Annotated in this window: 9 protein-coding genes; 5 read left to right on the top strand and 4 right to left on the bottom strand. The window is 69.2% G+C overall.

Translation table 11 applies throughout. The annotated features are described in order from the left end of the window. Nucleotides 1-6: 6 nt before the first annotated feature. Nucleotides 7-1,035: a terpene cyclase gene (locus ACIQM0_RS18880; protein ID WP_401287862.1), complete on the bottom strand. Its 1,029-nt coding sequence runs from the start codon at nt 1,033-1,035 to the stop codon at nt 7-9. 463 nt (nt 1,036-1,498) lie between these two features. On the opposite strand from ACIQM0_RS18880, the gene ACIQM0_RS18875 reads away from it, so the two are divergent. The 4 genes from ACIQM0_RS18875 to ACIQM0_RS18860 all read left to right on the top strand — a co-directional run bounded on the left by ACIQM0_RS18875 (nt 1,499) and on the right by ACIQM0_RS18860 (nt 7,230). Further along, nucleotides 1,499-2,911 carry a family 2B encapsulin nanocompartment shell protein gene (locus ACIQM0_RS18875; RefSeq protein WP_401287859.1) on the top strand — a complete coding sequence of 471 codons (1,413 nt, stop codon included), beginning with the start codon at nt 1,499-1,501 and terminating at the stop codon, nt 2,909-2,911. Nucleotides 2,912-3,024: 113 nt separating this feature from the next. Continuing rightward, a complete protein-coding gene (locus tag ACIQM0_RS18870) occupies nt 3,025-4,296 on the top strand; it encodes a family 2 encapsulin nanocompartment cargo protein terpene cyclase (RefSeq protein ID WP_401287856.1) in 1,272 nt (423 codons plus the stop codon). A 16-nt stretch (nt 4,297-4,312) separates the two neighbouring features. Beyond that, complete coding sequence (locus ACIQM0_RS18865) at nt 4,313-5,218, top strand: geranyl diphosphate 2-C-methyltransferase (RefSeq protein WP_401288023.1); 906 nt, start codon at nt 4,313-4,315, stop codon at nt 5,216-5,218. A 260-nt stretch (nt 5,219-5,478) separates the two neighbouring features. Then, the gene (locus ACIQM0_RS18860) at nt 5,479-7,230 is read left to right on the top strand and encodes a beta-galactosidase (RefSeq protein ID WP_401287853.1); all 1,752 of its coding nucleotides are present in this window, start codon (nt 5,479-5,481) and stop codon (nt 7,228-7,230) included. 95 nt (nt 7,231-7,325) lie between these two features. On the opposite strand, the gene ACIQM0_RS18855 is transcribed toward ACIQM0_RS18860, so the two are convergent. Together ACIQM0_RS18855 and ACIQM0_RS18850 are read right to left on the bottom strand one after the other, a co-directional pair. After that, entirely contained in the window at nt 7,326-8,906 is a 1,581-nt protein-coding gene (locus ACIQM0_RS18855) for an RICIN domain-containing protein (protein WP_401287850.1), read from the bottom strand. Nucleotides 8,907-9,074: 168 nt separating this feature from the next. Continuing rightward, complete coding sequence (locus ACIQM0_RS18850) at nt 9,075-10,517, bottom strand: RICIN domain-containing protein (RefSeq protein WP_401287848.1); 1,443 nt, start codon at nt 10,515-10,517, stop codon at nt 9,075-9,077. Between the two features lie 418 nt (nt 10,518-10,935). Here ACIQM0_RS18850 and ACIQM0_RS18845 point away from each other — a divergent pair, with 418 nt between their 5' ends. Further along, complete coding sequence (locus tag ACIQM0_RS18845) at nt 10,936-11,931, top strand: LacI family DNA-binding transcriptional regulator (protein WP_401287845.1); 996 nt, start codon at nt 10,936-10,938, stop codon at nt 11,929-11,931. Nucleotides 11,932-12,000: 69 nt separating this feature from the next. On the opposite strand, the gene ACIQM0_RS18840 is transcribed toward ACIQM0_RS18845, so the two are convergent. Then, nucleotides 12,001-13,005, bottom strand: a complete 1,005-nt coding sequence (locus ACIQM0_RS18840) for a LacI family DNA-binding transcriptional regulator (RefSeq protein ID WP_401288021.1) — start codon at nt 13,003-13,005, stop codon at nt 12,001-12,003. Between the last annotated feature and the right edge of the window lie 216 nt (nt 13,006-13,221).

The raw sequence follows: 13,221 nt of genomic DNA, 5'->3' as shown, positions 1-13,221 counted from the left end.
ACTCGTTCAAATGGTCAGCAGATCATCCACCGAACCACGCCCGGCCAGCTCGGCCGTGGCCACCGCGCCTTCCTTGTCGGCGTACCTGCCGGAAGTCAGCGCCCACTCGTAGTTGCCGTTGATCCAGTGCTGGATGGCCTCCACTCCCATGTCCACGCGTGCGCGCCCGCCCGCGTCGAGCCCGAGTTCGTCACACATCCGAGGGATCCGGGCCTCGCACGCGAGGTACTCATCCAGGCATCGGGCCGTCATGCGGTACGCCTCGTCGATGGCCTCCTGCCACGAGCAGTTCCGTTCCCGGTGCAGGACGGCGATGAGGTTGTGCCCGTCCCCCCGGCGTCGCTCGCGCTCGAAGGAGTGGACGTCGTTCATGAACCCGATGGTGTCCGCCGCCAGGTCACGCATCCGCTCCATCAGCGGATGCGCCATCGCGGCCGGCGGCACCTCGAATCCGCGACTGCGTTCACCCGCGTCGATGCTGTGGTGGATACCGACCGTCCGGCGCCGGAAGGCGGCGTACTCCGCAAGCCCCAACGTTCCGGAACGCCCCTGGCCCGCGAGGTCCACCTCCTCGCAGTGCGCCACCAGGAAGCGCCCCCAGGACGCGGCGAACCGCGTCTGCCAGGTCAGCGTCATCCCCTGCGAGAGCCCCTCCCACACCTCCGCCCAGGCCGCGGTGATGGGGCACACCACCCGCGGCGCCGTGCCGGCGGGCCGTAGCGGAGTGACGATCAGTTCCCGCGCCACCTCTGCTATTCGGTCCATCCGGTCCGGCCGTACGACGTCGAACTGATCGTCGAAGAGGAAGGCCAGCGAGAACCAGTTCATCAGGGTGCTCAAGTCCGGCGCCGAGGCGTGCGGGTACGTACGCGCCGCAGCCTGCGCGAGGTCCCAGGACTCGTACTCGTCGAAGCCCTCCTGGCTGCGTACCAGCCCGCTGTCCACCACCCACCGCAGATGACGCTCCCGGGCCCATGCCAGATAAGGGTTGACCGGCGTCTCGAAGGGAAGGTCGAAGCGCACGTCCTGAGGCATGTTGTGTCCTTTCAGAGGATATGACCTCGCGGCAGAGACGACGGGGCCACCGCCGCCTCGAGTTCAGCCGACCCGGCCGTCCCGCAAGAACGCCGGACCGCACCTGGCGAGGCTGCCACCACCGTAAATGATCTACGGCTCGGCCACTCGGCATTGCTCTCTTCACTTACGCCCCAGGTGGCACTCGTCCGTTGGCCGCACTCGGCGAACGCACCCTCGGACCAAGGCCCGTGGCCGAAGTGCCGAATCATGACCGAATCCCATCGGGACCACGTCAAACATCACACGGACACGATCATCGCATCGAGTTAATATCGGCGGATTTCCTTGGCCCGGACGGCAAAGCGGCCATTACTGTTCCCCTGAATCTGGACGGATTCCCGTTCGTATCCCCTGCTTTCGTCTTGTTGTTCGGTGTGTTCGCATATGCCCGCCACCGCCCTGTCCAAGGAGCCCTTGCCCGATGACTGTTGACTCGACCTCGGAAACGCAGTTGGCACTGCCCCGGCAATCCAGCCTCGGGACGGCTGCGGCCCGCAACCTCGCCACCACGACCAAGTCCGCGCCGCAGATGCAGGAGATCACCTCTCGCTGGCTGCTGCGGATGCTCCCGTGGGTGGAGACCAAGGGTGGGGCCTATCGGGTGAACCGTCGCCTGGCCTACACCGTCGGCGACGGGAGGGTGGACTTCGTCCAGGACGGCGCCGACGTCAGGGTGATCCCCCAGGAGCTGGGTGAACTGGCCTTCCTGCGTGGCTTCGAGGACGCCGAGGTACTGGCCGCCATCGCCGACCGGTGCGTTCAACGCGACTTCTGGATCGGCGAGACGCTGGTCGAGCGAGGAGCACCCGCGGATCAGCTCCACCTGATCGCCCACGGCCGCATCGGCCAGACCTCCGTGGGCAATTACGGCGACGAGGTCGCTCTGGACGTGCTCGCGGACGGCGACCGGTTCGGAGAACACGCCCTGCTGGACGAGGACGCCCGGTGGGAGCACACCGCCGTCGCCGAGACCTCGGGCACGCTGCTCACCCTGTCGCGCGCCGACTTCGCGGCCGTGCTCTCCGCGGCGCCGAGTCTCCGAGAGCACCTCGACGCGTTCGCATCGCGCTCCCACCAGCGGCAGAACCATCGCGGCGAGGCCGAGATCGCGATGTCGGCCGGCCACGTAGGTGAGCACGCGCTGCCCGGCGCCTTCGCCGACTACGAACTGAAGCCGCGCGAGTACGAACTCTCCGTCGCCCAGACCATCCTGCGGATCCACACGCGGGTCGCCGACCTCTACAACGGCCCGATGAACCAGACGGAGGAACAGCTCAGGCTCACCATCGAGGCGCTGCGCGAGCGCCAGGAGCACGAGCTGATCAACAACCGGGAGTTCGGCCTGCTCCACAACGCCGACTTCAAGCAGCGCATCCAGACGCACTCCGGCCCGCCGACCCCGGACGATCTGGACGAACTGCTCTGTCGGCGGCGCGGGTCCAAGTTCTTCCTCGCGCACCCCCGGACGATCGCGGCGATCGGGCGAGAGTTCAACTCGCGCGGACTCTACCCGGACCACGTGGACCTCGGCGGCCAACAGGTCCCGGCCTGGCGCGGGGTCCCGATCCTCCCCTGCAACAAGATCCCCATCACACAGGAGCGGACCAGTTCGATCCTCGTCATGCGTACCGGCGAGGAGAACCAGGGCGTCATCGGTCTGCACCAGACCGGGCTGCCCGACGAGTACGAGCCGGGTCTCTCGGTCCGCTTCATGAGCCTCGACGAGAAGGCGATCACGTCCTACCTCGTCACCGCCTACTACTCCGCCGCCATCCTCGTGCCGGACGCGGTCGGCGTGCTGGAGAACGTGCAGATCGCCCGGCGGCCCAAGTAGCCGGCCCGGCCCGTACTGCGTGGCGCGACACCCCGTACCCAGCGGGGCGGTCGCGCACGCCCGGAGCCCCACGGGTCTGTCGCCCAACCGCCCACCCCAGCAAGGAGCCATCGATGCCCGCGCCCGAGCTGCCACCTCCGCAGTCGAGCCTGCCGGAGGCCGCTTCCCACTTCGGGGTTCACGTACTCGCCGAAGCAGCGGCCCGCGCTCACGACATCACGTCCGCCACCGGCGGCTCACCTCCCTGTACGACGTCACCGCCCGGCCTCGCCGCACCGCCGGCACCGCGTGCCGGGCCGGGGAGGATCCTGCGAGGGCCCACCGGCCTGGGCACCACGAGCCTGCGCATGATCCTCCGGGACAAGGTCCCCGCGCCGTCGGCAGCCGCGGAGGAGGGCAGGGCGGGAGGCAAGGTGATCCCGGGCCTCTACCACCACCCGATCCCCGAGCCCGATCCGGTGCGGGTCGAGGAGGTCAGCCGAAGGATCAAGTCCTGGGCCCTGGACGAGGTCTCCTTGTATCCCGAGGACTGGGAGGAGCAGTTCGACGGCTTCTCCGTGGGCCGCTACATGGTCGGTTGCCATCCGGACGCACCCAGCATCGACCACCTGATGATCGCCACCCGTCTGATGGTGGCCGAGAACGCCGTGGACGACTGCTACTGCGAGGACCACGGCGGATCGCCCGTCGGACTCGGCGAGCGGCTGCTGCTGGCGCACACCGCACTGGACGCCCTGCACACCACCTCCGAGTACCAGCCGCAGTGGGCGAAGTCCCTGCACGCGGACGCGCCCAGGCGCGCCTACCGCTCCGCCATGGAGTACTTCGTCCAGGCGGCCGGCCCCTCCCAGGCGGACCGGCTCCGGCACGACATGGCCCGGCTGCACCTGGGCTACCTCGCCGAGGCGGCCTGGGCCCAGATGGACCACGTGCCGGAGGTGTGGGAGTACCTGGCCATGCGCCAGTTCAACAACTTCCGCCCCTGTCCGACCATCACCGACACCGTCGGCGGCTATGAGCTCCCGGCGGACCTGCACGCCCGGCCCGACATGCAGAAGGTCATCGCCCTGGCGGGAAACGCGACGACCATCGTCAACGACCTGTACTCGTACACCAAGGAACTGGACGCGCCCGGCCGGCACCTGAACCTCCCCGTCGTGCTCTCCGAACGCGAGGGGCTCTCCGACCGGGACGCCTATCTGAAGTCGGTCGAGATCCACAACGAGCTCATGCACGACTTCGAGACCGCGGCCGCGTCCCTGGCCGCCGACCTGCCCCTCCCAGGGGTACCGCGCTTCCTTCGCGGCGTGGCCGCCTGGGTCGACGGCAATCACCACTGGCACCAGTCGAACACCTACCGCTACAGCCTTCCCGACTTCTGGTAAGAGAATGGACTCATCCGTGACCAACGCCGAACTCACCGCCACCGCCGGCACCACTCCCGCGTCCGGCTCCGCCTCGCTGCGCATCCCCAGCCCGGCGACGCCCTACCAGGGAGACATCGCCCGCTACTGGGACGGTGAGGCCAGGCCCGTGAATCTGCGACTCGGTGATGTCGACGGTCTCTACCACCACCACTACGGCATCGGTGAGATCGACTCCGCCGCACTCGGCGACACCGGGGACGGCGCGAGCGAGAAGAAGCTGGTCTCCGAGCTCCACCGGCTGGAGTCGGCGCAGGCCGAGTACCTCCTCGGTCACCTCGGCGACATCAAGGGAACGGACACCCTGCTGGACGCCGGCTGCGGCCGCGGCGGCTCGATGGTGATGGCTCACCAGCGCTTCGGGTGCAAGGTCGAAGGCGTCACGCTGTCGGCCAAGCAAGCCGACTTCGCCAACGGCCGGTCCCGCGAACTCGGCCTGCAGGACCACGTCAGAGCGCGCGTCTGCAACATGCTCGCCACACCGTTCGAGACCGGGTCGGTGGCGGCCTCGTGGAACAACGAGTCGAGCATGTACGTCGACCTCCACGACCTGTTCGCGGAACACTCCCGCGTCCTGGAGGTCGGCGGCCGCTACGTGACCATCACCGGCTGCTGGAACCCGCGGTACGGCCAGCCCTCGAAGTGGGTCTCGCAGATCAACGCGCACTTCGAGTGCAACATCCACTCGCGCCGGGAGTACCTCCGCGCCATGGCCGACAACCGGCTCGTGCCGCAGGCCATCGTCGACCTCACTCCCGACACCCTGCCCTACTGGGAACTGCGGGCCACGTCTTCGCTGGTGACGGGGATCGAGGACGCGTTCATCAACTCCTACCGGGACGGCTCGTTCCAGTACCTCCTCATCGCAGCCGACCGCGTCTGACCCCCCGATGGCCGGGGCGGGGCCGCCGACGGTGTGGGCCCGCGCCGGCCATCCGGCGCCGAAGGCAGACGTGCGGCCGCCCTTTCACCTCCGGGGCCCGGTTCGCCCTGGTCCGACAGCGCTTCCCCCTCCGCTCCGTCGCTGGATGATCCAAGGCTTGCCATTCTCTAGTGTTTACGTAAACATACCTATGGGGTGTGTCTACCCGCCGGCACGCCACCCTCCACCGCGTCCTCCCTTCAGCACAGGAGCAGCAGCACATGCCCGTTCTTCAGATTGACGACAGCGGATTCCGCCTGGACGGCAAACCCTTCCGGCTCCTGTCCGGCGGGCTGCACTACTTCCGCGTCCATCCCGCGCAGTGGGCCGACCGGCTGCGCAAGGCCCGCCTGATGGGCCTCAACACCGTGGAGACGTACGTCCCCTGGAACCTCCATCAGCCTCAGCGGGACGTCTTCCGCATGGACGGCGACGTCGATCTGCCGGCCTTCCTCGACCTGGCCGCCGCCGAGGGGCTTCAGGTCCTGCTCCGCCCCGGTCCGTACATCTGCGCCGAGTGGGAAGGCGGCGGTCTGCCCTCCTGGCTCCTGGCCGAACCCGGCATCCGGCTGCGCACCCGCGATCCTCTCTTCCTCTCGGCGGTCGACGACTACTTCACCCGGCTGCTCACCCCGCTCCAGCCGTACCTCGCCACCCGCGGCGGCCCGGTTCTCGCCGTGCAGGTGGAGAACGAGTACGGAGCCTTCGGCGAGGACACCGCTTATCTGGAGCACCTGGCCGACACACTCCGCCGGTGCGGCGTGGACGTCCCGCTGTTCACCTGTGACCAGCCGGCCGATCTGGAACGAGGCGCGATACCGGGCGTCCTCGCGACGGCCAACTTCGGCAGCCGCTCCGCCCAGAACCTCACCGCCCTGCGCGGCTACCGGCCGAACGGCCCTCTGATGTCGACCGAGTTCTGGATCGGCTGGTTCGACCGCTGGGGCGGCCACCACGTGCTCAGGGACCCCGTCCAGGCGGCCCAGGAGCTCGACGAACTGCTCGCGACCGGGGCCTCGGTCAACTTCTACATGTTCCACGGGGGCACGAACTTCGGCTTCACCAACGGGGCCAACGACAAGCACACCTACCGGCCCACTGTCACCTCCTACGACTACGACGCCCCCCTGGACGAAGCCGGCGACCCCACGGAGAAGTTCACCGCCTTCCGCGAGGTCATCGCCAAGTACGCGCCGGTTCCCGCCGAGCCCGTGCCTCCACGCTCGGCCAAACTCGCCCTCCACTCGATCCCGTTGACCACGAGCGCCGGCCTGTTCGACTCCGCGGCGGTGCTCGGGGACGCCGTCGAGTCCGAACGGCCGCTGACCATGGAGCAGCTCGGGCAGGACTTCGGTTTCGTCCTGTACGAGACCGTCCTGCCTGCCCCCGGCCCCGTACTCCTCGAGTTGGAGCAGGTCCGTGACCGTGCCCAGGTCTTCCTGGACGGGCAGCCCGTCGGGGTCCTGGAGCGGGAGAACCATGAGCATGCCCTCGCCTTCACCGTGCCGCGTGCCGGCAGTGTCCTGAGCCTGCTCGTGGAGAACCAGGGCCGGGTCAACTACGGGCCCGGCATCCATGACCGCAAGGGGCTTCCCGGCGCGGTCCTGGTGGACGGCGCGGAGCACACCGGCTGGACCAGCCGGCCGCTGCCGCTGACGTCCCTGGACGCGGTGCGGTTCACCGCCGCCACGACGGCGCCGACCGGCCCGTCCTTCCATCGCGGAACCTTCGAACTCGAAGGGACCGCGGACACCTTCCTCCATCTCGACGGCTGGACGAAGGGGAACGCGTGGATCAACGGTTTCGCGCTCGGCCGCTACTGGTCGCGGGGCCCCCAGCGGTCGCTGTACGTCCCCGCGCCCGTGCTGCGCACGGGTACCAACGAGATCACCGTGCTGGAACTGCATGCCTCCCGACGCTCCCGCACCGTCGACCTCAGGCAGGCACCCGACCTCGGCCCGACCGGGGAGTAGGACCGGAAGTCCGGCACGGCACAGGGCGGGGCCCGGCTCTCGGCCCGGCCGGACACCGCCCTCTGCAGGCGGTGCCCGGCCGTTCCGCGTCGGGCCTACTGGCGGCCGGTGCCGCGGAAGGTCCAGGACTGGTTGGCGCCCGTCGTGGGCCGGTAGACCCCGACGGGAGATCCGTCGTCCGTGGCGACGCCGGTGACGTCCAGGAGCTTCCCGGTGGCGCTGTTGATCAGCGTGGCGTGGCTGTCACCGGTGGTCGACCGGATCCACTGCTGCTGGGCCGGGCCTCCGAGTGTCGCGAAAACGAGCGTGTCGCCCGACACCGAAAGGGCCAGGCCCGTCTCCACGTTCGTGATCCGGTAGGCGGCGGTGTTGCCCCAGTCGGACGCGGACGACTTGGTGAACGTCCACTGCCGGGCGGTGTCCGCCGCATCGGAAGTGCGCTGCACCGGGGTGCTCTTGTCGCCGTCCGTGGCGACAACGAGCGCCATCCCGCTGTTGTCGCTGACCACTTGGCGGGCCGCACCGGTGGGCGCGGTCGTGGCATCGGTGTTCACGCCCTCGGCCCCCGGCAGCACGAACGTCGTGACGGATCCCGCGCCGACCGTGGCCTTCAGGACCTTCCCGTCCGTGGTGACGTCGCTCTCACGCTGAAGGTTCTTGGTGGCGTCCGTGGTGTACCGCTCGACAGGCGCGCTGCCGACGCTCTCAAAGCCCGTGAGGTCGAGGGTGACCTCACGCTCCTCGCCGATGGGATTCGTGTGGACGACGACGGCGCCCTGCCCACCGGGGCGCAGCGCGGCCAGGGTCTGGGGGTCGTCGGTGTTGATGACGCGGGATCCCGGGCGGACGAAGCGGCTGTAGTTGGCCATCGCCCAGTACTTCTTGTTCTTGCGCAGCGGCTCGGTCGCCGCGTCCTCAGGGGTGAAGTCGGTCTGTATCAGGCCCCAGTTCGAGTTCTCGTGGTCCGGGTTCATGTTCTCGTAGTCCTCGACGGCCTGCCACTGCACCCAGGCCCGGGGTTCCAGCTCCCGGATGTCGTCGTTGATGCGGCCGGCCAGATCGAAGGCGGGGCTCATGTCGGTGAAGCTCTGCGGGACGCTTCCGCCGACATCGACCTCGGACATCCACAGCGCGGTGGCCTCGCCCTTGGCGATGTCGCGCACTCCGGTGCGGCCGTTCGTTCCGTACGTGTGGGTGTTGAGCCGGCCCACTGAGTCGCGGACGGTGGGGCCGTACGCCTCCCAGTCGGTGCGGAAGATATCGGGGTTCGTCTCGTCCATGGCCGCGATCGGGGTGGACATGGCCTTCTCGTCGAGGGCGGCGCGAAGGGCCGAGATCATGTGCGCCTGGGAGCCGGGGTCCCAGTGGGATCCCTCCTGGCGGCCCCCGGCGTGCCAGTAGTCGGTGTTGGGCTCGTTGACCGGCGAGAGGGAGTCGAAGGCCACGCCGGTGGAGTCCTGGACGCGCTGGAGCGCGCCGGAGAGGTAGGCCGAGAACCGCTCGTACTGGTCGGGCCGAAGGTTGTCCCGCGTCCCGTTCTCGGCTCCGGACACGCGTCCGCTGTTGGTCATGAAGTAGGGAGCCGAGTTGGAGAACGCCTCGAAGGTGTCGGCGCCGCGCGCCTTGGCGGCACGGGCGCGGAGGCGCGCGGAGGATCGCTTGCGGGTGGGATTCACGTACTGCTCCCTGATGTGTGGGGGGGGGGGTGGGTCGGGTGGCGACGCACGTACTGCGAGGCCGCGCGCCGTGTTCCCGGCGCCGTGCGGGTGCGCGCCGGGAACACGGGGCTCGCCCGCGCAGTCGTGCCGTGCGTCGCCGAGGGCCGGACGGGTGGGGCCCGCCGGTCAGGCGGCTGAGCGGCGCCACTTCTGGTTGTCACCGGCGTTGCAGGTCCACTGGACAAGCGGCGTGCCGTCGGCGGTGGACTGGTTGGTGACGTCGAGGCACTTGCCGCTGTGCCGGGCGGCGAGCTGTACGGTCGTGCCCGTTCCGGTCACGGTCCACTGCTGAGCGGCCGCACCCTCGTCGCAGAGGGACTGGACGACAGCGGAGCCGTCGTCCTTGGAAGCGTCGCGGACGCCGAGGCACTTGCCGCTGTGACGCAGCATGATCCGCACCGAGCCGTTCCCGACGTCCTTGAACCAGAACTGCTGGTTGGCGGCGTTCGCATCGCATGACCACTGGATCAGGGAAGCCCCGTCGGCGGTGGACCGGTCGGCGGCATCCGCGCACTTTCCGCTGTGCACGGCCGACAAGGTCTCCCAGGTGCCGAGGCCCGTCACCGTGCCCGCCGCCGTGTCGATGCCGATCTGCGGGAAGTACTCCATGCTCATCGTGTCGTCGGTGGGAAACGTCAACGGCAGCCAGACGTACAGGGAGTCCTCGACGGTGCCGCCCATGGAGTCGCCCCAGCGGTCTCCCATGTACAGGTACGAGGTGCCAGAGGCGCCCTGGACGGGCAGGACGTAGGCGGTCTGCGAGCCGTACGTGGTGTTGTCGCCGATGTCCTTCAGGTCGCTCCAGGATCCCGTGACGCTGGTGGCCGTGCCGCACTTCTGCTGGTTCGGGGACCAGCCGGTGGCGCCGGAAGTCAGCAGGAAGTACACGCCGTTGCGCTTGAACATGGCCGGTGCCTCGCGCGACTGCCCCGCCCAGAGCTTCTGCACCTGCGACTCCACGGCTGTGTAGTCCGCGGTCAGCCGGTACACGTGCAGATCGGCGTTCTCGTTGGCCGCCGAGACCATGTAGCCGGTGCCGTCGGTGTCGACGAAGGTGGTGATGTCGCGTGACATGTGATCCAGCGGACGGAAGCTGCCGCGCCAGGTGTAGTCACCGTCCACCGTCGAGGAGACCGCGACCGCGGCCCGCGCCTCGGAGTAGTCGTTGGCGCCCTCCTTGTGCATCCACATCACGAACTGGCCGGTCGCGCTGTTGAACATGACCTTGGGCCGCTCGATGTTGGCGGACCGGAGCTCCGGATCGGTGGCCTGGGTCAGAACGTGGTTGCGGAACTCCCATGACTTGAGGTCGGTGGAACGGTAGGCGGAGACGTACCGGAAGGAGTTGTCGGCGTTCCGGTTCTCGCCGAACCAGTAGTAGTACTGCCCCACTTTGACGACCCCGCCGCCGTGGGCGTGCACGGGATCACCGTTCGGATCGGTGAACTGGGTGGCGTTGGTGACGGTCAGGGAGGCTGCCTGAGCGGTGCCCAGGGCTCCGAGGAGGGACAGCAGGAGGGCGGACAGAACGGCCACGGCCGTCGCCACCCCGAAGGGCTTGCGTCGCATGATCGCGTACCTCTAACTGTTCGGTGGACAGGGCAGGACCGCGCATGAGCCCGGCAAGAACCTGCTGGAGCGGGCGCGACGGCCGAGCCGGGACGGGCGGCGGAAGAAGGCCCGAGTGCGGCCCCCAGGCCGGGGTGCGGAAGACGACCGCTCCGCCACGTTGTTGGATCAACCCTTCATGTTCGCGTAAACACGAGCGGTTTCGGGGAGAGTTTGGAAGTGTCACCCGGAGCTGTCAAGGACTTGCGCAAGAACGCCCACCGGTTTGACCCACCGCCATGTTTGCGTCACCATGCAGGCGGAACAGGCTGCTGCCGTTCAGCGGTCAGATTCCTGAGTCCCAGCGAAAGGCCCGTACATGGCGACGGAGAAGAGACCCAGGTCGCCGCGTTCGCGCCCGCCCCGCCAGTGGCCGTCCATGGCGGATGTGGCAGCGAGGGCCGGCGTCTCGTCGCAGACCGTCTCCCGGGTGGCGAACAACCGCGAGAACGTGGACGCGGCCACGCGCGAGAAGGTGCTGTCCGCGATGCGGGACCTCGGCTACCGCCCCAACACCGCGGCCCGCGCACTGGTGACCGGAAGGTTCGGCGCCCTGGGTGTCGTCAGTTTCGACGTCGGCGCGCACGGCAACGCCAGGACGCTCGCCGCGATCGCCGACGCCGCCCGCGAGGCCGACTACTCCGTGAACTTCATGGGTGTGCGGACCCAGACGGAGGCCGCCGTACGACAGGCGTTCCAGCATCTGATGCTGCAGTCCGTCGACGGCATCGTGCTGATCGAGTCCCAGATACTCGACACCCCGTCACTGCAGCTGCCTCCCACCATGCCCGTCGTCGTCGCGGACGGCGACACCGGCCACCGCTATCCCAACGTCGACTTCGACCAGGCCCACGGCACTCACAGCGTGGTCGCCCACCTGCTCGGCCTCGGCCACCGCACGGTCTGGCATGTCGCCGGACCCCGCGACTCCTTCGCCGCACGGCGGCGCGCCGAGACCTGGCAACGCACCCTCACCGAGTCGGGCGCCCCGGTTCCCGATGTGCTGCACGGGGACTGGACCGCGGAGTCGGGGTACCGGGCGGGCCGGGAGCTGGCCGGCCGCCCGGAAGTGACCGCGGTGTTCGCCGCCAACGACCAGATGGCCCTCGGCCTGATGCGGGCGCTGCACGAGGCCGGCCGCGACGTGCCCGGCGACATCAGCGTCGCCGGATTCGACGACATCTCCGAGGCCGCGTTCCTGCACCCTCCGTTGACCACGGTGCACCAGGACTTCGACATCGTCGGACGGCACTGCGTCACCCTGCTCCTCGACCAGATCAACGGCAGGACGGACGGACCGCACCGGATGGCCGTGGAGCCCGCCCTCGTCGTACGGGCCAGCACGGCACCCCCAGCGGCCGGACCGGGGTCCTGAGCGCGAGGAGTCAAACGCTGCGGCCCGAGGCGCACACCCTCGCCGCCACGGCACTCCCCCTGATCCGCCTCACCCCTCCCTCACGGCGTGCGCCGGGCACGAGGCGGTGCTCCCGCGGACCACCAGGCGGGTCGGCACGAGCGTCGTACCACCCCCGGGGCTCCCGCCGCTGAGTTCCCGCAGCACCGCGTCGACGCACAGCTCCCCCACCCTGGCGAAGTCCTGGTGCACCGTGGTCAGGGGAGGGATGTAGGAGGCGGCGTCCGCGATGTCGTCGAAACCGACGACGCTGATCTCCTCCGGCACCCGCCTGCCCCGCTCGTGCAGGGCCCTCAGGACACCCAGAGCCATCTGGTCGTTCGCCACGAACACCGCGGTGCAGTCGGCCTCGTCCGCCAGCCGGAGACCCGCCTCGTAGCCGGACTCGGGGGTCCAGTCGCCCCGCAGCGGGGACGGCACCTCGCGCCCCTGCTCGCGCAGTGTCGCCTCCCAGGCCGCCTCGCGACGGCCCGCCGCGAACGACTCCTCGGGTCCGGCCAGGTGCCAGACCGTGCGGTGCCCGAGCTCCAGCAGGTGCCGCACGGCCAGGCGCGCGCCCTGCTGCTGATCGGTGTCCACGACCTGGAACCGATCACCGGCGTCCGAGTCCACGACGACGACCTTCACATGGGGCGGCAGTGTCAGCGACGTCGTGTCGACCAGATGCACCTCCATGATCAGGACGACCGCGTCCACCGCGAGCTCGCCCAGCCGCGTGAACGCTCCCCTGACGTTGTCCTGGGTCGGGGCGTCGAGCGGGATCAGCGTGACCGCGTAGCCGGCCCGGGAGGCGCAGTTGGCGATGGCCTCCAGGGTCCGCACATTGCCCGTGCTGGAGAGGCTCATCGTGATGACACCGATGGTCCGGAAGTCGCCGCGCTTGAGGGCGCGGGCGGCGCTGTTGGGCCGGTAGCCGAGTTCCTTCATGGCGTCCAGCACCTTCTGCCGGGTGCTGTCGATGACGGCCGGGTCACCGTTGGAGACCCGGGAGACCGTCTGCGACGAGACGCCGGCGGCCTGCGCGACGTCCGCCATGGAGACGCGGCGCTGCCGCCCTTTCGCGGTACGCCGGCCCTCGCTGTCGGCCGTCCTCCCAAGAGCGGCCGTGTCCTTGTCCGTCACCAAAATCCTTCCTCTCACTACCGCTTCGTGCTTGACGCCCCCCAGCGGGAGTGTCACCATCACGCTACCGATGATTACGTAAACATTTCACATCGGGCCAGCCTCCACCCGACGGTCTCGGGCCCGAAG

This window comes from Streptomyces sp. NPDC091387 (genome assembly GCF_044756945.1).
In the GTDB taxonomy this organism is placed as follows: domain Bacteria; phylum Actinomycetota; class Actinomycetes; order Streptomycetales; family Streptomycetaceae; genus Streptomyces.
Note: the sequence above shows the minus strand (reverse complement) of the source record. Positions and strands in the feature narration are given on the sequence as shown.